The organism is Sorangium sp. So ce327, from assembly GCF_051530205.1.
GTDB lineage: Bacteria > Myxococcota_A > Polyangia > Polyangiales > Polyangiaceae > Sorangium > Sorangium cellulosum_B.
The window spans coordinates 6,684,293-6,705,679 of the sequence record NZ_CP150330.1 but is presented as its reverse complement, the minus strand read 5'-3'; the positions used below and the strand labels follow the sequence as shown (position 1 = coordinate 6,705,679).

15 protein-coding genes are annotated in these 21,387 nt (G+C 72.5%); 7 read left to right on the top strand and 8 right to left on the bottom strand.

Annotated features, from left to right (window positions below; all coding sequences use genetic code 11):
* Nucleotide 1: 1 nt before the first annotated feature.
* The 3 genes from nrfD to WME95_RS25045 all read right to left on the bottom strand — a co-directional run bounded on the left by nrfD (nt 2) and on the right by WME95_RS25045 (nt 5,180).
* Nucleotides 2-1,348 carry an NrfD/PsrC family molybdoenzyme membrane anchor subunit gene (nrfD, locus tag WME95_RS25055; RefSeq protein ID WP_437910906.1) on the bottom strand — a complete coding sequence of 449 codons (1,347 nt, stop codon included), beginning with the start codon at nt 1,346-1,348 and terminating at the stop codon, nt 2-4.
* The gene (locus tag WME95_RS25050; protein WP_437910905.1) at nt 1,345-4,374 is read right to left on the bottom strand and encodes a TAT-variant-translocated molybdopterin oxidoreductase; all 3,030 of its coding nucleotides are present in this window, start codon (nt 4,372-4,374) and stop codon (nt 1,345-1,347) included. Before WME95_RS25050 ends, nrfD begins: the two co-directional genes overlap by 4 nt.
* Nucleotides 4,375-4,529: 155 nt before the next feature.
* Nucleotides 4,530-5,180, bottom strand: a complete 651-nt coding sequence (locus WME95_RS25045; RefSeq protein ID WP_437910904.1) for a cytochrome c3 family protein — start codon at nt 5,178-5,180, stop codon at nt 4,530-4,532.
* A 253-nt stretch (nt 5,181-5,433) separates the two neighbouring features.
* On the opposite strand from WME95_RS25045, the gene WME95_RS25040 reads away from it, so the two are divergent.
* A complete protein-coding gene (locus tag WME95_RS25040; protein WP_437910903.1) occupies nt 5,434-6,909 on the top strand; it encodes a PQQ-dependent sugar dehydrogenase in 1,476 nt (491 codons plus the stop codon).
* 79 nt (nt 6,910-6,988) lie between these two features.
* On the opposite strand, the gene WME95_RS25035 is transcribed toward WME95_RS25040, so the two are convergent.
* Both WME95_RS25035 and WME95_RS25030 read right to left on the bottom strand, forming a co-directional pair.
* Nucleotides 6,989-8,098: a hypothetical protein gene (locus WME95_RS25035; RefSeq protein WP_437910902.1), complete on the bottom strand. Its 1,110-nt coding sequence runs from the start codon at nt 8,096-8,098 to the stop codon at nt 6,989-6,991.
* Nucleotides 8,099-8,108: 10 nt separating this feature from the next.
* Entirely contained in the window at nt 8,109-9,587 is a 1,479-nt protein-coding gene (locus tag WME95_RS25030) for a serine/threonine-protein kinase (RefSeq protein WP_437910901.1), read from the bottom strand.
* A 316-nt stretch (nt 9,588-9,903) separates the two neighbouring features.
* Here WME95_RS25030 and WME95_RS25025 point away from each other — a divergent pair, with 316 nt between their 5' ends.
* Nucleotides 9,904-10,515 carry a TetR/AcrR family transcriptional regulator gene (locus tag WME95_RS25025; RefSeq protein ID WP_437910900.1) on the top strand — a complete coding sequence of 204 codons (612 nt, stop codon included), beginning with the start codon at nt 9,904-9,906 and terminating at the stop codon, nt 10,513-10,515.
* 466 nt (nt 10,516-10,981) lie between these two features.
* On the opposite strand, the gene WME95_RS25020 is transcribed toward WME95_RS25025, so the two are convergent.
* Both WME95_RS25020 and gcvA read right to left on the bottom strand, forming a co-directional pair.
* Nucleotides 10,982-11,545 (bottom strand): hypothetical protein, encoded by a 564-nt coding sequence (locus tag WME95_RS25020; protein WP_437910899.1) that lies wholly within the window; start codon nt 11,543-11,545, stop codon nt 10,982-10,984.
* A gap of 990 nt (nt 11,546-12,535) precedes the next feature.
* Nucleotides 12,536-13,471: a transcriptional regulator GcvA gene (gcvA, locus tag WME95_RS25015; RefSeq protein WP_437910898.1), complete on the bottom strand. Its 936-nt coding sequence runs from the start codon at nt 13,469-13,471 to the stop codon at nt 12,536-12,538.
* Nucleotides 13,472-13,489: 18 nt separating this feature from the next.
* Here gcvA and WME95_RS25010 point away from each other — a divergent pair, with 18 nt between their 5' ends.
* Nucleotides 13,490-14,191 (top strand): glutathione S-transferase family protein, encoded by a 702-nt coding sequence (locus WME95_RS25010; RefSeq protein ID WP_437910897.1) that lies wholly within the window; start codon nt 13,490-13,492, stop codon nt 14,189-14,191.
* A 161-nt stretch (nt 14,192-14,352) separates the two neighbouring features.
* On the opposite strand, the gene WME95_RS25005 is transcribed toward WME95_RS25010, so the two are convergent.
* Nucleotides 14,353-14,871, bottom strand: coding sequence for a hypothetical protein (locus WME95_RS25005; RefSeq protein ID WP_437910896.1), 519 nt, complete (start codon nt 14,869-14,871; stop codon nt 14,353-14,355).
* Nucleotides 14,872-15,390: 519 nt separating this feature from the next.
* Between WME95_RS25005 and WME95_RS25000 the strand changes: the two genes are divergently transcribed.
* From WME95_RS25000 to lon, 4 genes are all read left to right on the top strand, one after another.
* Nucleotides 15,391-15,993 (top strand): RNA polymerase sigma factor, encoded by a 603-nt coding sequence (locus tag WME95_RS25000; protein WP_012237139.1) that lies wholly within the window; start codon nt 15,391-15,393, stop codon nt 15,991-15,993.
* Nucleotides 15,990-16,868: a tetratricopeptide repeat protein gene (locus tag WME95_RS24995; protein WP_437910895.1), complete on the top strand. Its 879-nt coding sequence runs from the start codon at nt 15,990-15,992 to the stop codon at nt 16,866-16,868. Before WME95_RS25000 ends, WME95_RS24995 begins: the two co-directional genes overlap by 4 nt.
* Before the next feature lie 49 nt (nt 16,869-16,917).
* Nucleotides 16,918-18,711, top strand: coding sequence for an LA_2272 family surface repeat-containing protein (locus tag WME95_RS24990; protein WP_437910894.1), 1,794 nt, complete (start codon nt 16,918-16,920; stop codon nt 18,709-18,711).
* A 235-nt stretch (nt 18,712-18,946) separates the two neighbouring features.
* Complete coding sequence (gene lon / locus WME95_RS24985; protein WP_437910893.1) at nt 18,947-21,346, top strand: endopeptidase La; 2,400 nt, start codon at nt 18,947-18,949, stop codon at nt 21,344-21,346.
* The last annotated feature ends 41 nt before the right edge of the window (nt 21,347-21,387 follow it).

The window sequence follows — 21,387 nt, the reverse complement described above, 5'->3', positions numbered from 1 at the left end:
CTCAGTGCTTCTCCTTGTGGCGGAGCTCGTGGTTCAGCTCCTTGACCTCGGCCACCGGCACGAACGGGAAGAGGCGGAGGAAGATCAGGAAGAGGAGCAGGAAGAAGCTGATCGTCCCGGCGAACATCGAGATGTCGACCCACGTCGGGCGATAGGCGTGCCACGCCGAGGGGAGGAACTCGCGCTGCAGCGACAGGACGATGATCACGAACCGCTCGGACCACATCCCGACGTTCACGAGGATCGAGATGATCCAGAGAAGGATCATGTTCCTCCGGACCTTCGGGAACCACAGGAGCTGGGGCACGAGCACGTTGCAGATCATCTGCGCCCAGAAGACCGCGGCGTTCGGCCCCGTGGGGCGCGCGACGAAGAACTGGTAGATCTCGACCTCCGACGCGCTGTACCAGGCGGCGAAGAGCTCGATGATGTACGAGTAGATGACGATCCAGGCGGTGACGAGCGTCATCTTGCTCAGGTTGTCGATGTGCCTCTGGGTGACGACGTTCCCGAGGTGGAAGATCCGACGCGCCGGGATGAGCAGCGTCAGCACCATCGCGAAGCCGGAGAAGATGGCCCCGGCGACGAAGAACGGAGGGAAGATCGTCGCGTGCCAGCCCGGGACGAGCGCCATGGCGAAATCGGTGCTCACGATCGAGTGCACCGAGAGCACGAGCGGCGTCGCGAGCCCGGCGAGCAGCCCGTAGAGGAGCCGGTAGTGGCGGTGCGCGGACGCGGAGCCGCGCCAGCCGAGCGACAGGACACCGTAGATGATCCGGCGCCGGCGGTCGGGGGCCCGGTCGCGGAGCGACGCGAAGTCGGGGAGGAGCCCGACGTACCAGAAGACGAGAGAGACCGTGAAGTACGTGAAGATGGCCGCCGCGTCCCACGGCAGCGCGCTCTTGAACTGGGGCCAGGTCCCCAGCGTGGAGGGGTAGGGGACGAGCCAGTAGGCGAACCATGGCCGGCCGAGGTGCAGGAGCGGGTAGAGGCCCGCCTGCATGACGGCGAAGAGCGTCATCGCCTCGGCGAACCGGTTGATGCTCGTGCGCCAGCGCTGCTCGAGGAGGAGCAGGATCGCGGAGATGAACGTCCCCGCGTGGCCGATGCCGACCCAGAACACGAAGTTGATGATCCCGAACGCCCAGCCCACCGGGATGTTGTTGCCCCAGACCCCGATGCCGGTGGTGATGGTGTAGAGGACGGAGATCGCGAGCAGGACCGTCCCGGCGCCGGTGAGGGTGAACGCCGCCCACCACAGCCTGGATCGCGGCTTCCAGACGACCGACAGGAGCTCTTCGGAGAGCGCCTCGTCGGTGGGTCGCCCGAGGAGGAGAGGCTCCGTCACGGCTCTTCGATCTCCGGGTTCTTGTTGTTGACGCGCGCGAGGTACATGGTCCTCGGCCGGGTGCCCTGGTCGTGCAGCACCGCGTAGCTCCGCGGCTCGCCCCGCCACGCCACCATCGCCGTCTCTTCGTGCGTGAGAGAGCCGAACTGGATCGCCTGCGTCGGACAGGCCTGCTGGCAGGCGGTGACGACCTCTCCCGGGCGGATCGAGCGGTCTTCGACCCGCGCGGCGATCTCGGCGCGGCGGATCCGCTGGACGCAGTACGTGCACTTCTCCATGACGCCGCGCTCCCGCACGGTCACGTCGGGGTTGCGCTGGAGCCTCGAGAGCCCGGTGTTGAACGCGTGGAGCTCGCCGTAGTCGAACCAGTTGAAGCGGCGGACCTTGTACGGGCAGTTGTTCGAGCAGAACCGCGTCCCGACGCAGCGGTTGTAGGTCATCTCGTTGAGCCCGTCGGGGCTGTGCGTCGTCGCGTTCACGGGGCACACGTACTCGCACGGCGCCTTCTCGCAGTGCTGGCACATCATGGGCTGATGGACGACGGCCGTGTCGCGCGGGTCGCTCGATACGTACGAGTCGATGCGGAGCCAGTGCATCTCACGGCTGTTCAGGACCTCCTCCTTGCCCACCACGGGGACGTTGTTCTCGGCCTGGCACGCGACGACGCACGCGCTGCAGCCGGTGCAGATCGTGAGATCGATCGTCATGGCCCATTGCTCCTTCAGCGGCGTCCCAGGCGCGGCCACCGCGGGCATGAGGGACGGCTGCGGCCCCTTCAGCGCTTCCGTGAAGCCGGGGTGCTCGCGGTAGACCGTAAGGGGGACCGAGAGCGCGACAGGGCGCCCCTCCAGGCGAAAGTGCGTCTGCGTCCTGGCGAGCTTGTGCTTCTGGTCGGGCCGCTTCGTCACCGAGACGCCCGCCGCGAAGAACGGCGTGGCCGCGGCGCGGAGCCGGTACGCGTCGGACCCCACCCCGGCGGCGATCGACTCGGCGCCGCTCCGCCCGTAACCGAGCGTGAGCGATACCGTCCTGTCGGCGTGCCCCGGCGCGACGAGGACCGGTATCGATATCTTCCGCCCCCCGAGCTCGAGATCGACGACATCCTCGCTCTCGACGCCGAGCGCCTTCGCCGTCTCCGGGCTGACCAGCGCTGCGTTGTCCCAGGTGAGCTTGGTGACGGGATCCGGCAGCTCGAGCAACCACGGGTTGTTGGCGAACCGGCCGTCATAGACGCTCGCGTCGACCGAGAAGGCGACCTCGAGGGCCTCCGCCGGCGGCGGGGCCGCCGCCGCGAGCTGCGCGAGCGCCGCGATCACGCCGTCGAGCCGCAGCGAGGCGCTCTCGCGCGGGGCCGCGGTGCCCTCGACGAGCCCGCGCCGGAGCGCGTCCTCCCAGAACGCGTCGAAATCGGCGCCGCCGCGGCGCGCGGCCCACGCGTCGCGCAGGAGCTCTCGCGCGCTCCTCGGCGGCTCGCCCGCGAACACCGCCAGCACCTCGGAGGTGGTCTTGCCCTGGAAGAGCGGCTCGATGAGCGGCTGGACCAGCGAGGTCGTGCCGTCGTACGCGCGCGCGTCCCCCCAGGCCTCGAGATCGTGGGCGGCGGGCACGAACCAGTCGCAGACGGCGGCGGTCTCGTCCTCGTAGAGGCCGAGGTAGACGCGGCTCGGGACGGAGCCGAGCAGCGCCGCGAGCTCGAGATCCGCGGGCGCCGTGTACGCCACGTTGTTCTCGAGGAGCACGAGCGTGTCGACGGCGCCGCGGCGGATCTCCTCGGCGAGCGCCGTGAGGTCCTGCTCGGCGGCGCCGGCCGTGATCAAGGTCCCCGCGGTGGTCCACGCCGCGCGGTCGTTGCGGAGCGCCGTGTTCATGAGGTGCGCGAGCGCGTGAACCCCGGGAGGCTGCCGCTCCCCCGCGACGACGACGCTCGCCAGGCCGCCGCGCGCGAGGTCGCGCGCGAGCGCCCGGACGAAGCGCCTCTCCGCCTCGCTGACCCGCGCCCGGAGCGGCTCGAGCGCGCCGAGCGCCTGGGGAGGGATGAACCCCGGCCGCGCGCCCTCGGTGAGGAGCAGCTCGGCGGCGATCGCCGCGGCGATCGCCGGCACGTCGCTCGGCCGCTTGCGCAGGCGGTGATCGGCGATGCTCCCCGTCGAGGTCAGCCCGGGCTCGATCACATAGAGACGGTTCATGGTGCCCGTCGGCGAGCCGAGGCGCCTTCGCTCGGCGAACTGGCGCGCATACCGCGCGTGGAAAGGCATCGACGCGAGGAAGTCGGCGTCGAGCGCGAGGATCACGTCCGCCGTCCGGAAGTCGTACTGCGCCTGGAGCGGGGCGCCGAAGGCGAGCTCGGCCCCGCGCGCCGGGTGCGCCGACCTCGCGGGCGCGTGGAACGTGAACCGGGCGGCCGGATAGCGCGCCTGGACGCGGCCGATGAGGTCGAGGACGAGCGGAGAGCCGGTGGGACGAAGGACGAACCGGAGCCCGGCGCCGCCGTCGCTCCGCGCGCCCCCGAACTGCTGGACGAACGCCTGCCACGTCGCCGGGTCGTGGCCGCGCCGCGCCGCGCGCGCGCGGTGCTGATCGTACAGGCCGAGCACCGACGCCTGCTCGTAGGCGCCGGTGGAGCCGAGGCTCGCCGGGTGCTCCGGGTTGCCCTCGATCTTCGTCGGCCGCCCTTCGTGGCTCTCGACGAGGACGCCCGTGGCGAACCCGTCGAGATCGAGGCTCGTGGCGTAATACCGGAGGACGCCGGGCGTCACCTCGGGCGGCGTCGTCACGTAAGGGACGATCTTGTCCGCTGCCCTCGATCTGCACCCGGACACGCCGGCGAGCGCCATGCTCGCGCCGAGGAGCTTGAGCCAGCTCCGCCGGCTCACCGCGACGGGCTCGCCGCCGCCGCCCGGGAGCTCCCGCGCCGCGGCCTCGCGGAGCTCCGGTGACTCGAGGAGCTCCGCCAGGCTGCGCCAGTACGCCTTACCGGTCTTGCCGTCGAGCGCGGGGCTCCACGGGGTCTGTCTCTGATCAGCCATCGTCCCTCTTCAGGTCATCGGTGGATCGGCGCCGCCGCCGTGGCGGCGCTCCGCTGCTCGCCGCCTGTTGGCCTTCTGTCTCGCGTGCTCTCGCAGGCTCCCTTTGTGTCTCGCGTGGATCCCTCGTTGGCCTCTCGCGTTGCGCCCGCGCGCGCTCACCTGTGGCAGGTCGAGCAGTGGACGAGGCTCCGCGCGCCGACCTCCTGCGCGATCTGCCGGCCGATCCGCTCCGCGTCGGGGCCGGGGTCCCAGTCCATGTCCACGATCGCGGAGAGCGGGCGGAGGTGACGCTCCGGCGACCTGTGGCAGTCGAGGCACCAGCCCATCGTCATCGGCGTCGCCTGGCGGACGTCGGGCATCTGGTCCACGCGGCCGTGGCACGTCACGCAGCCGACGCCCTTGTTCACGTGGATCGCGTGGTTGAAAAAGACGAAGTCGGGCACGTCGGTGACGCGGTTCCAGACGATCGGCGTGCCCGAGAAATAGCTGTTCCGGACGAGCTCGAGCTTGGGGCTCTGATTCCAGACCTGGCTGTGGCAGCCCATGCACAGCGCCGTCGACGGCATGCCCGCCGTGGCCGTCTGCTCGACCGTGTGATGGCAGAACCGGCAATCGATGGCGTCGTCCTGCACGTGGTGCCTGTGGTCGAACTGCACCGGCTGCTGCACGGGCAGGTGCCGCCCGGTGTTCCAGTCCGAGCGCACGTAGATCATCGGCGCTGACACGGCCGCCGCGCCGCCGAGGAAGACGGCGGCGATGGCGAGTCGGAAAGCGGTGTTGCTCCAGCGCGGAAAAACGGATGCCATGCTCTCGTGTGCTCGGCCTCGCTCGAAGTGCGGCGATGGGGCCAGCTCCATCGATATCGATGCGTGGATCGCGGGGCTCGTTTCGCGATCTCGCCACGCCCCGAACGCCGGCGCAGGCGCGTCAGGGGGGCCCGCAGCGGCGCCGTCCGGCGTGCGCGCGCGGCGGGCGCCCTCGATCGCGCGCGGGGCGTGCGGGCGCCTCCAACACCGGATCTTCGCCGCCCTGAGCTTCGATCTACGATATCGTCAAGCCATGAGGCCGTCGAGCTCAGCCCTGTCGCCCCTTCCGCTCATCGCGCTTTCTCTGGCGGCCGAGCTCGCGTTCATCGCCTGCTCGCGCGAGGCGTCGATCTCTCCGCTGCCGCCCGGCACGACCGGCGGGGCCTCGTCGGCCGCAGCCGGCGGAGCGGGCGCGAGTGGAGGTGGCGGCAACGGGGCTGGCGCGAGCGGCGCTGGCGGCAGCGGGGTGGGCGGCAGCGCCGCTGGCGGCGGCGGGGCTGGCGCGAGCGGCGCTGGCGGCAGCGGGGTGGGCGGCAGCGCCGCTGGCGGCGGCGGGGCTGGCGGGAGCGGCGGTGGTGAGCCCGCGGCGGGATTCAGCTGCGCGCCGCCGAGCGAGGACGAGGGCGCGCTGAAGCTCACGACGCTCGTCTCCGGCCTCGATCACCCGCTCCTCGTGAAATCCGCGCCGGGCGACCCCACGCGGCTCTTCATCCTGACGCAGCCTGGCCAGATCCTCGTCCTCGACGATGGAGCGACGGAGCCCAAGGTGTTTCTCGATATCCGGGATCGCGTCCTGTTCAATGACAACAACGAGCGCGGCCTCCTCGGGCTCGCCTTCCACCCCGATTACGAGGACACCGGTCGCTTCTTCGTCCACTACACGGACGAGGCGACGGGCGGCAACGCGCGTGTGGTCGAGTTCGCGCGGGGAGAGCGACCGGACGTGGCCAGTCCAGACCCGGTGGCCATGTACCTCGAGGTCGTGGATCTGCATCGAAACCACAACGGCGGTTCGCTCGAGTTCAGCCCGATCGACGGCTTCCTCTATCTCGGGCTAGGCGATGGCGGGGACAACAACGACGCGGGCCCCAACCATGCGGACATCGGCAACGGCCAGGCGCTCACGACCCTGCTCGGGAAGATCCTTCGCCTCGACGTCTCGACACACCCGTACAGCATCCCGGAAGGGAACATGACGGGCGAAGGCGTCCTGCCCGAGATCTGGGACTATGGCTTGCGGAACCCGTACCGCTTCAGCTTCGACGCGTGCACGGGCGATCTCTACATCGCGGACGTCGGTAACCGCCTCTGGGAAGAGATCAACATCGAGCCGGCCGGGCAGGGACGGAAGAACTACGGCTGGCGCCGGATGGAGGGCGCGCACTGCTTCATCCCCGCGGAGAGCTGCGATCTCGAGGGGACCATCACGCTCCCTGCCGTCGAGTACGGCCACGCCGGGCGGGTCATCGAGGATTGCTCGGTCACCGGCGGCTACGTCTACCGGGGCAGCGAGATCCCGTGGCTCCGGGGGAGCTACTTCTACGGCGATTACTGCAGCGGCAGGGTCTGGACGCTCACCTACGAGGCCGGGGTGGCCTCCGCGCCCGTCGACCGAACGGACGACCTCGGATCGTTCGGCTTCAGCATCGCCAGCTTCGGGCAGGACGGCGCCGGCAGGGTCTACGTCGTCGATCTCGGCGGCACCGTGTACCGGATCGATCCGGAATGAGCGCTCACGGCGCCGCTCGCCCCTCGCCGCGGCGGCGCACCGCCGCGCGCGCCGGGCCGGCGCAGCGCCGCGCCGGCGCTCACATGGACCAGCGGAGCCCGGCGTAGCGCGGGCCAATGACGAGCTCGGGCGGCGGCGCCGGCGTGGAGGCAGCCTGCTTTTCGGGCTGCACCGGCACCTTGCGGCCCCCGATGATGGCGAGCGGGATGCCGACGCCGGCGAGGACGAGCCCGCCGACGACGAGCCCGACCCCGGCACCTTCCGAGCCGTCCTCCTCGTAGCCCGCGTCGTCGGCGAACGGGTCGCTGGAGTCGTACTCGCAGCCGTCGCCGGAGCACGAGGGGGTGGAGGCGATCACCAGGCCCCCTCCGAGGAGGGCGATGGTGCCGAGGCTCGTCAGGACGATGCCGGTGACCATCATCCCCTTGCTGCGGCGCTTGGTCAGCGGCGCAGCCGGGGGCGCCGGCGCGTGCGCGGCGACCGGCGCGAACGGGGCGCCGCTCGCTCGCGGCGCGGCGGGGCCGCTCGGCGGGGGCGCGGCGGCGCCCGCAGGCGCGGCGGGGCCGCTCGGCGGGAGCGCGGCGTCGCGCGCCGGCGCGCCCGCGGGCAGCGGCGGGATGGCCAGCGTCTCCGAGGCGCCCGCCCGGGTGAGCTCCATGGATCTCGCGAACGGCGCTCGGCCGGCGGCGGAGGCCTCGACCGTGTGCTTCCCGGGATCCACGGGCACCGGCGTGCCCCACTGCGCGCGCCCCACGAGGGCGCCGTCGCGCTTCACCTGGAGGTCGGCCGGGGAGTCGGCCGGCGCCGTGATCGTCAGCCGGATGAGCCGCGGCTCGAGCGCGGCGGCGCGCTGCCGCGCGACCTTCTCGCGCTCCACCTGGCCGGCGGCCCTCGACGCGCCGGCCACCTCGAGGAACATCGACCACGCGCTCGCCGTCCGGCCGAGCTGCTCGTAGCAGGCCGCGAGGTTGAACTGCGTGCCGATCCCCGGGTCGAGCCGCTGGCTCTCCTCGAGCTTGGGGCACGCGTCGGCGTATTTGCCCTGGGCCATCAGCTGCTTGGCCGCGTCGAACAGGGCCTGCGCGGCCGCCGTGTCGGCCCTCGCGTCGCGGCCGCCCGAGAGGAGGGCGGCAAGGAACATCGCGAGCGCCAGCAGGCGCCCGAGGTGCTTCACGGGCAGGCTCGTCATGGTGGTGTCCTCACTTGCGATCGTCGAACAGGTTGCCGCCGGGTGGGGCGGCGGGCGGCCGGGTGGCCGGAGCCTGCGTGGCCTGCGTGGCGGCCGGGGGTCGTGGTGCGGCGCTCGGCCGGCGCGGCGCCGCGGGCTTGCCGCTGGCCGGCGCCGCGGGGGGCGCAGGGGGGATCTCGGCCGGGCCCGGCGCCGCCGTGCGGTCGTCCACCGGCGCGGGGGCCTCGGCGCCGCCGGGCGTGACGGTCGGCGAGAGCGACGCGGGCGCGGTCGCCGGCTGTGCCGCGGCGTCCGCCGGCGACCGCGCCGCCGACGCGCTGGCGGCCGGCTCGGTCGCCGCGCCGTCGCCGCGCGAGCGGGACGTCAGGAACGCGAAGACCGCGAGCGCGGCGATCAGCGACACGAAGGCGCCGGCCGCGACGGCGAGCCCCACCGGCCGCTTCCGCGGCACGACCGTCCCGCTCCACGTCGGCGAGGTGTTCAGCGACGTGTTCACCACGGTCGGAGAGGTGGTCACCCCGTTCGCCGAAGGGAGCTCCGGCCGCGGGGGCCCCGAGCTCCGCGAGATCCCGCTGATCCGGTCGACGGAGAGCCGGGCCCGCCCGGTCGCGAACGGCGCGAGCGCCTCGGCCAGCTCCCCGACGTGGCGGAACCGCTGCTCCGGCAGCTTCTCCAGGCACCTGCGGATCACGGCCTCGAGCGCCGGGGGCACGTCGGAGCGGAACGCGGCGAGGGGGCTCGGGATCCCCTGCATGATCGCCACGCAGAGCTGCGGCATCGTCGCGCCGTCGAACGGCGGCGCGCCGGTGAGCAGCTCGAACAGGATGACGCCGAGCGACCAGATGTCGGTGCGCGCGTCGACGTCGCGCGAGGACTTGAGCTGCTCGGGCGACATGTAGAGCGGCGACCCCATGATGGCCTTCGTGTCGGTGATCCGCGGGTCGGAGCCGCCGGTCGCCACCTTCGAGATCCCGAAGTCGAGCACCTTCACGCACGGGGAGCTGTCCGCGCGCCGCGTGAGGAACAGGTTCGCCGGCTTGAGGTCGCGGTGGATGATGCCCGCGGCGTGCGCCTCGGCGAGCGCCTCGCAGGCCTGGAGGACGTACTCGACGGCGGCCTGCGGGGTCATCGGCCCGCCCGCGCGGAGCGCGTCGGCGAGGTCGCTGCCCGACAGGTACTCCATCACCATGTACGGCGTGCCGGAGTCGAGCGTCCCGACGTCGGTCACGCGCGCCACGTGCTCGCTCTTGACCTTCACCGCGGCGCGCGCCTCGCGCACGAAGCGCTCGGCGAGCGTGCGCGACTTCGCCGCCTCGGGCAGGAGCAGCTTGATCGCGACCCGCTCCTCCAGCTGGAGGTGGGTCGCGGCGACGACGACGCCCATCCCGCCGGCGCCGATCACCCGCTCGACGCGGTACTTCTCGGCGATGACCTGCCCCGGTCGCACCAGCCCTTCGGCTTCGTCGTGTGTCGGCGCGGTGCTCGTCATGGCTCGGTCCCCTCGCACGCCGGACCGCGGATCCCTTGAACAGCGCGATCTTCGCGGAAAATCCGGTGCAAAGCCAGCCCACGATAGCCGCCGGGCGTACGGCGATCAATCTCGGGGCTGGGCCCCGTCGCGCGGGCGCGGCCCGCGCGCCGTCGGGTTCGTGCCATCGCCAGCGCGCCGCCGCGCCCATGCCAGCGCGCCGCCACACCCGCGCCAGCGCGCCGCGCCCGCGCGCCGTGGCGTCCCCATGGTCCCTCCCGGCCGCCCGCCAGGACGCTTCCCCCGGCCATGAATCCGGGAGAACATCGCTCACCTCATGGAGCACGGTCACCCCAGCGGCGCCGGTGAGCGGCGCCAGCGGATCCTCGAGGCGACAGAGCGGCTCCTCCGCCGGTACGGGCCCGCCAAGACCACCGTCGCCGATATCGCGCGCGAGGCCGAGATCGCGGTCGGCGCCGTGTACCTGGAGTTCGCCTCCAAGGACGCCATCGTCGAGGAGCTCTCCCAGGGCGAGCACCGCGCCGTCATGGCCGCGATGCGCGCCGCCGCGGCCAGGGACGACGTGCCCTTTTGCGACCGGCTGCGGGCGGTGTTCGATGCCCGCGCGCGCGCTTTCCTGGAGCTTGCCGGCTCGGGCGCGCACGCGTGCGATCTCGTGCATTGCCAGAGCCGCGCCGTGAAGGCGGCGCACGCCCGCTTCCTCGACGAGGAGCGCGCGCTCCTCCGCGATCTCGTCGTGCGCGGCGCCGGCGCCGGCGAGCTCGACGTTGCCGACCCCGAGCTCACCGCGCGCGCCCTCCTGCGCGCCTATGCGAGCTTCGCTCCTCCGTGGCTGTTCCAGGGCTCCCGTGAAGAGGTGGAGGCGATGCTCTCCGCGGTCCACCGGATCGTCGTTTACGGCCTCGTCGGCCGCGAGCCCGCCCGCTAGCCGAACCTGTGACAGCTGCAGATGGCTGGCCTGGCGTCCACCTTCCTGCTGGGGGTCAATCGGAGCCTCGCCAGAACGGAGTCTCCGGAGCAGGCGGGCCGGATGAACCGGGCGCTCGCCTCGCGTACAGACCTCTACTCGCTCGGGTCGTGTTCCACGTGATGCTCGCAGGGCGTCGTCCGTTCGATGGCTAGGGGCCGCTCGAGCGGATGCACGCCCACCTCGCCCGGCCTCCCGCGCCGCTGCCCGCGGACTCCGTGCATCCGGGGTTGTCGGCCATTGTCATGAGGCTCCTCGCGAAGGACGCGGAGGAGCAGCACCAGAGCGCAGAAAGCCTGTCGAAGGACCTCCGCAGGCGCCAACGCTAGAACCATTCCGGTGCTCGATCCAGACGATGAGCGAGCGGCAGCGGCTCGGCTCGACGATATCGTCTCGAGGCGTTCCACAAGAACTTGTCCGCCGCCTGCTACTGACAGATACCCCCCACGCACAGGCCGCTCGTGCAGTCAGCTCCTACCGCGCACTGCCCGCCTACCGGGCATGCCGGACAGGTCCCTCCCCCGCAGTCGACGTCGGTCTCGTTGCCGTTCTTGACGTTATCGGAGCAGCTCGGCGGTTGCCCGCAGACGTTGGGGATGCCGCCACCGCCGCAGATGGCGGGCGGGCTGCACGTACCGCAATCGAGAGTCCCGCCGCACAGGTCGGAGAACGACCCGCAGTTCTTGCTTGCGATCGTGCATGATGTCGGAATGCAGTGAGCGGAGCACGGTTGCACGAATGCGGAGACGAGCGTTCCCTTGGTGATGACGCCGCTCTGTCGGAGCTGAGCAACCGCGCGCGCTACGCACGTCATGCACTGGTGCTCGTTCGTATAATCGCCGGCGCATGCCGCCTGGACCTGCTCGAACGGAGTCAGTGCGCTCAATGCCTCTCGCGCGACGCCCGGAACGGGCTCGGAGTCGCTGCATGCGCCAGCGATGACCACGATGGTGAACGCGATGCCGAAGAAGAACGTTCGGCCAGGACTCATGCTCTCCACTCCCCATCTGCGGCCATGTACATTCCGAGCCGCGCACCCCCTCACGACCGCTGTGCTGGCGGTGCCCTCCGTGCGCCTTCAATTCGGTTCTGGCACCTGAGCATTCCGCGGGCAAGCTCCGCAACGGGCCTAACCGGAAGCACGCGCGCCCGAGGCGGCAGAACATGTCCGATCGTCATCGCTCCGATTCCACCCGGACACGCTCCCTCCGCCGCACATGGGCGTTTACCATCGGCGTGGGCGAACCCGTCGAGAGAGCCGTCGAGCTGGCCGACGCACATCTCCTTGGAACGCCCCAAGTGGAACAAGAATGTCTCTGTTTGTGAGGCAGAACGCGGACGAAGCCCGCGCCGCGCGGAGTGCCTGCTCAACGAGCTTGCAGACGCCCCAGGACTCGTCGACGACGTTGGCAGTGAGGCGCCGCGACGCCCGGCGAACCGCTCGAGCGAGGGGCGGAAGAATGATGCCGGACGGGGGAGACCCTCTTGAGAGGTGACCAACGTCCGTGAGAGCTGTCCCAGCAGGAGCTTGATGTAGCGCCACGTGGCGATGATGTCGTCGCGGAAATTCGGCAGCTTGGAGAGGCCGACGATCGACCTGTCTCGCTTGCTCTTCAACTTGAACTGTCAGCGCGCCCGGTCCCTGCCGCCGCGATTTCACGGCCGGCCCAAGGCGCCTTGGCGAACGTCGCGTTCGACTCCACCACGCGGTTCAGCTCAACGGCTGCTCCCTCCCGCTGCATGCGCCTCACCCGGAGCTAGCAGCCCGGCCGCCAAGGTGAACTGGCATGCAGGGGCCTATCGTGGGCGCGGGATCAAGGACGAACATGGGCGACGCGGTACGAAGCCGTCGTGGACCGGAGTCCGTGAGAGGCCGCGTCAGAGGGAGCCGCCCCCGGGGAGCGCCCCGCGGCTCAGGTGCAGAGCCCCTCGATGCACGCGCTGCCGCTCGGGCAGTCGCACGACGTGAGCGGGCCGCGGCTCAGCCGCCGGGCCTGCGCAGGCTCGCGGCCTCGGATACGACCCAGTCCCTGAAGGCGGCCACCGGCTTGCGCCGCAGGCTCGCGCGCGTGCTCACGAGGTAGTAAGCGAGGCCCGTCGGCAGCGCCGGGAGCCTGGGAAAGAGCAGCACCAGGCGGCCGAGATCGAGCTCGGCGGCCGCGAGCGACCAGCGCGCGAGCGCCACCCCCTGACCGCGCACCGCCGCGTCCACAAGCATCGACGAGTCGGTGAGCTGGCTCTGGCGCACCCGGGCCGGCAGGCGGCGCGAGCGCTCGCGAAACCAGCGGCCCCAGGCGTCGGGGTGGTCGTCCCCGAGCAACACCTCGTGGCTCAGGTCCTCGACGCGCCAGCGAGCGCGCTTGCTCGCGACGCTCGGCGCGGCGGCCACGATCAGGGCGTCGTCCGCCAGCTTGACGGTCAAGAGGCCCGGGTAGCTGCCGAGTCCATAACGAATGCCGATGTCCACCGGCTCTCTCGCGAGATCGATGAGGCGTTCGGTGGCGGAGATGCGCACGTCGACCTCCGGGTGGCTCACAAGGAACTGCCCGAGCCGCGGCACGAGCCAGCGCGCCCCGAACGACGGCGTGACGCTGACCGATACGGCGGGCCGCGCGTCCGCGGCGGGCCGCCGCAGGCGGGCGTTCGCCTCGCGCAGCCTGGCGAACACGACGCCCAGCTCCGCGGCCCAGCGCTCGCCGTCCTCCGTCAAGCTGATGCCGTGCGGCGAGCGCCGAAACAGCGCCGTCTCCAGGGTGTCCTCGAGGGCGCGGATCTGGTGGCTGACGGCGGCCTGGGTCACGCCCAGCTCGCGCGCCGCGCGGGTGACGCTCGAATGGCGCGCCGCGGCCTCGAACGCCTGAAGGGCGGTGAGCGACGGCAGCGGCGGAGGGGGATCCCCCGGGGCGGGGCTGGTCATGAGAATTTCTCATGTACCATGGAAAACATTCGTTCGCTCGTCCAGGCGCGCCGGGGTATCCCGGAAGCCATGAAGCTCTACCGACTCCGATACAGCCCCTTCGCCCGCAAAGTTCAGATGCTGCTCGACCTCCTGGGCCGCCCGTACGAGCTGGTCGAGGTGCCGTACGATGATCGCGACGAGCTGGCCCGCGTGACCGGCGGCTACATCTACGTTCCGGTGCTTGTCGGCGACGACGGCCGGGTGACGGTCGAGTCGCGGCGGATCTGCGAGCTCCTGCTCGAGGACCCTGCCGCCCGGCGCTTGACGCTCGACGTCCTCGAGGGCCCGGTCTGGGCGTACGCGGACTTCTGCGACGGACCGCTGGAGGACGTGCTGTTTCGAATCGCGTCGCCGCGCATCCGCGACGCCTGGGAGCGGCCGGGTCAGCGCGCCCTGTACACGCTGATCAAGGAGCGCAAGTTCGGCGCCGGCTGTATCGAGCAGTGGGAGCGCGACACCCCGGCGCTGCTCGAGCGCGCGAAGACCCTGCTCGCGCCGACCGTCCGGACGCTGAAGCGATCGCCGTTCCTGTTCGGCGAGGCCCCGAGCCTCGCGGACGCGGCGCTTTACGGCAACCTGGCGATGTTGTTCGAAGCGGACCGGGCGCTGCCCGGAGCGCTGGCGGCGGAGCTGCCGGGGTACATGTCCCGGCTCGAGCGGCTCATCCCGTCGCGGTGAGCCTGGGCTCCCCGCCGCGCTGATTGCCCCGCTTCGCGGAATTCACCAGTTCGGCGATCAGGAGTCGGGCTGTGGGGTAGGAGGGCGCGCAGCTTCACGAGACGCACGATGCGACGCGCTTCGAGCTCAGGGCTCTGCGGCCCCGGGGAGCGCCCCGCGGCTCAGGTGCAGACGCCCTCGACGCACGCGTTGCCGCCCGGGCAGTCGCAGTCCGCCTCGCAGGAGATGGCCGGCTCCGGCGGGGGCGCGCAATAGCCGTCTTCGCAGGACTCGCCCTCGGCGCAATCGCACGAGGCCGCGCACGGCGTCTTGCAGATCCCCTCGACGCACGCGTCGCCGCTCGGGCAGTCGCACGCCGCCTCGCAGGCGATCGGTCCCCCTGGGGAGCTCCCGCCCGCGCCGCCGCTGCTGGCGCTGCTCTCGCCGCCGCTGCTGGCGCTGCTCTCGCCGCCGCTGCTGGCGCTGCTCTCGCCGCCGCTACTAGCGCCTTCCTCACCGTCGTCGTCATCCGTGTCCTCGTCATAGTCCGGGCGCTCGAAGTCGGGACCGTCGGGCGCGTCGATACAGTCGTCGTCCCAGTCGCAGTCCTCGCCAGTCTCGATGTAACAACCGACCGTCGTCATCGAGAAGAAGGACAAAGAGAGACCGAGACCCCACTCGAAGGCCGTGCGCATGCTCATGTGTCATCACTCCTGATCAGCGATGGATCCAGGGCAGCGGCGCGGCTCGTCGGCGCGGCGCCCTCTGCCCACTCGGAGCTGCGTGCCCGCTGCCACGCGCTCCGTTCAACGGGTCGTGCGCCTGCGCACGATCTCGACGGCGCCGGTCCGGAGCTCCCGGGCGGCGGGGTGGACCGCGGCGGTCGATCGCGCTCCCTGGCCGCTGATTTGAGCCGTCCGGACCCCTGGCGGTCGATTTCGACCACCGGGGTTGAACGTTCCCGACCCCTCCGGGCACGAAACCGACGCGCCGACCATGAACGCTCTTCTCCACGCCGGGCACGACGGGGTGTGCCTCACGCCGACCCGGGCTCTCCGACGCTTGTTGATGGCAAACGGGCAACGCCGCCGAGCGCGTTCGGGTGTAACGATGATGGCGCAGGGATGGACCGAGATGGGACGGATCGAGCAGCGGGTTTTCCGGGGGCACAGCCGTCCGGCGACGCCGAGCCCCCGCGCGCCGGGGAGAGGTGGCGCCCGATGAAGACCATGGCGCTCCTCATGCCGTTCTTCTTCTCCCGCGGCGCCGAGCGCGCGCAGGACGCGGAGGAGGAGCTCGTCGAGCGGCTGCGGCGCGGGGACGCCGCGGCGGTCGGCGAGGCGTACGACAGGCACTACGGCGCGGTGCGCGGGTTCGCCCGCCGCCTCACCGGCGACGACGCGTCCGCCGAGGACCTGGCCCACGACGTCTTCATCAGCCTGCCGCAGGCCGCGCAGCGGTTCCGCGGCGGCTCGTCGCTCAAGACGTTCCTCATCGCGATCGCGGTCAACCACGCCCGCCACCACCTCCGCGCGGCGGCGCGGCGCCGCGCGGCCATGGAGCGGCTCGCCCTGGAGCCGGACGAGGAGCACGCGTCGAGCCCCGAGCGGGAAGCCGGCCGCGCCGCGCTCGCCCAGGCCCTGAACCGCGCCCTCGACGCGCTGCCGACGGCCCAGCGCGTGGCGTTCGTGCTCTGCGAGGTCGAGGAGCGCAGCGCGCGCGAGGCGTCCGAGATCATGGGCGTGCCCGAGGCCACCGTGCGCACGCGGCTGTTCCACGCCAAGCAGAAGCTCCGGACGCTGCTGGAAGAGAGGGCGCCGTGAAGGAGAAGGACGACGTGCTCCGCGAGGCCGCGCGCGCGCTGCGCTCGGAGGCAGACGCGTCGCGCAACCGCCGCGACGAGACGCGCGCCCGCGTGATGAGGAGCCTGAAGGCCCAGCGCGCCCGCCGCCTCGCGATGATCCGCGTGGTGGTCCCGCTGGCCGCCGTGCTCGTCGGATCGGTCGCGTGGGCCTCGGCCGCGCGCTGGTTCCCCGGCGGCTGGGACGACCTCGCGTCGCGGCTCGGGCTGCGCGTCTCCGAGGCGCCCACCATGCCGCCCGCGCCGCCGCCGCAGCGCGCGCTGTCCGGGCCGCGGCACGCGGCCGAGGCGCCCACGCCGCCCGAGGCCGAGGCGAGCGCGCCGCCCGAGGCCGAGGCGAGCGCGGAGGCTGTCGCGCCGGAGCCGCCGCCGCTGCCTGCGCCGATCGCGGAGCCCCCGATCGCCCCTGCGCCGCCGCGCGCGCCGGTGCTTGCGGTCGCGCCGGTCCGGTCGGCCTCGCGCCCGGTCGCGGCCGTCGCGCCGCGCGCCGCGCGCCAGCCGACCGCGCCGCGGCCGGCTGCGGGCGATCCGCAGGCCATCGAGCGTCCGCCGGCCGGCCCCGACGCGGACGCGCTCTATCAGGCGGCGCACCGCGCGCACTTCGCCGAGCGCAACCCGGCGGCCGCGCTCGACGCGTGGAACGCGTACCTGGCCGCCGCTCCGCGCGGCCGCTTCGCGGTGGAGGCCCAGTACAACCGCGCTCTCTGCCTCGTTCGCCTCGGCCGCAAGGACGAGGCGCGGCGGGCGCTCGATCCGTTCGCGCAGGGCGCCTTCGGCGGCTACCGGAAGGACGAGTCGCGCTCGCTGCTCGAGGCGCTCAGCGGCGCGGACGAGTGAGCGTGGCGGCGCGTGAACGAACGCGCGGCGAGCGGGCACAGCACGGTCGATGAACACACCCGACACCGCTCCTCTCCCCGCGGCTCCGAGGGGCTCGCCGCGCCGTTCCCCGGGGCTCGGCGCGCGCCTCCGCGCGGGCGTCCTGCTGCGCGCCCTCGCGGCGGCGGCCGCGTTCGCCGCGATCTCCGCGCCTCCCGCGGGTGTCTTCGCCGAGGAGCCGAGCGCCGCCGGCGTCGATCTCGTCATCGACGGCGCGCCGTGGACGCTCGATCCCGTTGCGGTGAGCGCGGCCATCGGCCGCGAGCTCGGCGGCGGCGTGACGCTGGCCCCCGCGGCGATCGCCGGGCGCTCCACGCTGGTCCTGCGCGGCGAGCCCGACGGCCGCGTCACGCTGACGTACCGCGCCTCGGACGGCCGCCGCATCGAGCGCACCATCGACGTCCCCGAGGATCCCGATCGCGCCGCCGAGGCGATCGCCTTGCTCGCGGGCAACCTCGTCCGGGACGAGGCCGCGGAGCTCGCCGCGGCGCTCGGCAAGCGCCCGCCCGAGGCGCCGGCCGCGGCGCAGCCAGCGCCCGCGGCGCCCCCCGCGCCGCCCGCGCCGCCCGCCGCCGGCAGGCCACCTCCCCGCGCCGCGCGCCCCGCGAAGGGTGCGCGCCCCGCCCCCGCGCCACCGGAGCCGCCTCCGTGCGCGTCCCCCGGCGCGACGAGCGTCCTCTTCGGCGCCGACGTCCTCCCCCTCGTCGGCTCCTCGACCTCCACCGGCACGAACGTGGTCCGCCGCTACTCGCTGAACCTCGTCGCCGGGTACACGGCGGGCACCACGGGCATCGAGCTCAGCGCGGGCGCCAGCATCTCCTCGTCGTTCCTGTGCGGGGCGCAGCTCTCGACCGTGGCCAACCTCGTGTTCGGTCCGGCGCGCGGCGTGCAGGTCACGAGCGGCGTCAACGTCGTCGGCTCGCTCCGGGGCGCGCAGATCGGCGCGATCAACGCCGCCGCCGGCCAGGTCGCGGGCGCGCAGGTCGGCGTGCTCAACGCCGCCGGCCAGGTCGACGGAGCCCAGGTGGGCATGGCCAACCTCGCCGTGGGAGCGTCGATGGATCTTCAGATCGGCGTGGCCAACGTCGCGGTGAGCAAGGCGACCGACGTCCAGATCGGCCTGGCCAACGTCGCCGTGGGCGAGGCGACGGACGTGCAGCTCAGCCTGGTCAACGTCGCCGCCGGCGGGTCGGCCGACCTGCAGGCCGGCCTGACCAACGTGGCCGCGGGCGAGTCGGCGGACGTGCAGATCGGGCTCCTCAACATCGCCACCGGCAAGGTGGGGGGCGCTCAGATCGGCCTCGTGAACTACGCCGACGACTCGCCGTTCTCGCTCGGGTTGTTCAACTTCATCCGCAAGGGCCGCCTCCACGTGGACGTCTGGGGGCTCGAGTCCGGCATCGTGGTGGCCGGCGTCAAGCACGGGAGCGACCACTTCCACAACATCTACGGGATCGGCCTTCGCACGATCGGCAATCGCCCTCTCCTGGTTTCCGCGCTCGGCCTGGGCGGCCGCTTCTCCATCCACCAGCGCGCCTATGTCGACGTCGACGTGCTCGGGTACACGCTCCACGAGCCCTCGACGCTCGAGTCCGCGGCCACGATCGCGCAGGCGCGCGCGCTCCTCGGCTTCCGCCTCTTCCCGGAGCTCGCGATCTTCGGGGGCCCCAGCTTCAACGTCTCGTTCGGCGACACCCCGGCGGACGCCCGCCTGAGCCCCTACGGCAGCACCCCCCTCGGCTCCGACGCCACCAGCACCAAGCGCGCCTGGCCCGGCCTCGTGCTCGGCGTACAGGCGTTCTGATCCGGCCGTCGCGCTCGCCGGGGGGGCGGGTTGACGGATGCGTGAACGAATTTACTTTTCGTTCATCGATTCATGGAGCTCGCCCGAGCGGTTGCTCGCGGCGGTCTACGTGAGCCCATCCGCGCGCTGCGCTGCCCTGACGGGCGGAGGCGCAGCGCGCTGTCCACGCAGTCCACCTGACCTTCGACCGATCCGGCAGGGATGGCGCGAGCCGACCGCTGCCACAGGAGTTCGCATGAGCCAGCTTCGCAGCGGCGCCAGCGCGCCTCGTTCTCCCTTTCCCCTGCTCCCGCTCCGCACCGGCGTCCTCTTTCCCGGCACCGTGCTCACGCTCCCGGTGGGGCGCCCCCGCTCGGTGGCGCTGCTCAACGCCGTCCACGCCGGCGACGTGATCGGCGTCATCGCGCAGCGCGATCCGAAGCGCGAGGATCCGCGGCGCGAGGACCTCCACGACATCGGCACGTTCGCGCGGGTCGTCGACATCTCGCGCGTCTCGAACGGCTACCGGCTGGTGATCGAGGGGCTCGATCGCTTCGCGCTCTCGGCCCTGGTCGAGACCGAGCCGACGTGGCGGGCCGAGGGCACCCTCGCGCCCGAGTTCCTCGGCGAGGCCGAGGAGGCGCGCCTGCTCGCGGCGTCGCTGCGCGAGCGCGCCCGCGAGGTCGGCCCGAAGACGGGGACCAACCTCGCCGAGATCGCCGCCTCGAGCCGGGCGGAGCCGGGCGTCTTCGCGGATCAGGTCGCCGGCGCGCTCGGCCTGCCCACCGAGAAGGAGATGGAGGTGCTCTCCGAGCTCCGCGTGGTGCCGCGGCTCCAGCGGGTCGCCGGCCTGCTCGCCGAGGCGTCCGCGCTGGCGGACCTCAAGAAGAAGATCGACGGCGACGTGCGCCGCGAGCTCGGCAAGGGCCAGCGCGAGGTGATCCTCCGCGAGCAGCTCCGGGCCATCCAGAAGGAGCTCGCGGGCGGCGAGGAGGGCGAGGACGAGCTGTCGGCCCTCCGGCGGCGCCTCGACGAGGCCGGGCTCCCCGAGGAGGCGCGCGCCGTCGCCGATCGGGAGCTCCGCCGGCTCGAGTCGGTCGGCCCGCAGAGCGCGGAGCACAACGTGATCCGCACGTACCTCGAGTGGATCGCGGACCTGCCGTGGAGCGCGAGGGCGGAGGTGAAGGACGACCTCGACGCGGTGAAGGCGAAGCTCGACGAGGATCACCGCGGCCTCGACGACGTGAAGCGCCGCATCCTGGAGCACATGGCGGTGCTCAAGCTGACCGGGAAGGCGCGCGCGACGATCCTGTGCTTCGCGGGCCCGCCCGGCGTGGGCAAGACCTCGCTCGGCCAGTCGATCGCCGACGCCACGGGCCGCCCGTTCGTGCGCATCTCGCTCGGCGGCGTGCACGACGAGGCGGAGCTGCGCGGCCACCGGAGGACGTACGTCGGCGCGCTGCCCGGCCGGATCGTGCACGCGCTGAAGAAGGCCAAGGTGAAGAACCCGATCGTGCTCCTCGACGAGGTCGACAAGCTCGGCGCCGGGTGGCGGGGCTCGCCCGAGGCGGCGCTGCTGGAGGTGCTCGATCCGGAGCAGAACCGGACGTTCGTCGACCACTACCTGGAGCTCCCGTTCGATCTGTCGGAGGTCGTCTTTCTCTGCACGGTGAACGATCTCGGCGCGCTCTCGGCGCCGCTGCGGGACCGGCTCGAGGTCATCGAGCTGTCCGGCTACACGCCGGACGAGAAGATCGCGATCGCGCGGTCGCACCTCGTCCCGAAGCAGCTCAAGGAGCACGCGATCGACCCGGGGTCGCTGTCGATCACGGACGAGGCGCTCGCGGCGATCGTGCGCGACTACACGCGCGAGGCCGGGGTGCGGCAGCTCGGCCGCGAGATCAAGAAGCTCTGCCGGGCGGTCGCGCTGGAGATCGCCCGCGCGGCGGACGGCAAGGCGCCGCGCGTGGTCGTCGAGGCGAGCGATCTCGGGACGTACCTTGGCAAGGTCCGGTTCTTCAGCGACGTGGCGGAGCGGACGAGCGTCGCCGGCGTCGCGACCGGGCTCGCCTGGACGCCGGTGGGCGGGGACATCCTGTTCATCGAGACGTCGCGGATGCCGGGGAAGGGGAGGGTCGAGATCACGGGTCAGCTCGGCGACGTGATGAAGGAGTCGGCGAAGGCGGCGCTCACCTACGTGCGCAGCCACGCCATCGAGCTCGGCGTCGACACGGCGAAGCTCGAGGCGGAGGACCTGCACATCCACGTCCCTGCGGGCGGCGTGCCCAAGGACGGGCCGTCCGCGGGCGTGACGATGTTCACGGCGCTGACGTCGCTCCTCTCCGCGCGGCGGGTGCGCTCGGACACGGCGATGACGGGCGAGTGCACGCTGCGTGGGCGGGTGCTGCCGGTCGGCGGGATCAAGTCCAAGGTGCTCGCGGCGCACCGCGCGGGGATCAAGCGGGTCGTCTTGCCGCAGAAGAACGCGCGTGACGCCGAGGAGATCCCGAAGGAGGTGCGGGCCGAGCTGGAGCTCATCTTCGTCGAGGACATGAGCCAGGTGATCGCGGCGGCGCTGGAGGAGGCGCCCATCGAGGCGGCGGGCGCGGGCGGCGTGACCGGGGCGGCGGCCGGGGAGCCGGCGGCGGCCGCGTAGCGGAGAGGGGGTGAGCCGAGCCGCCGCGCCGGCGGGGGGCT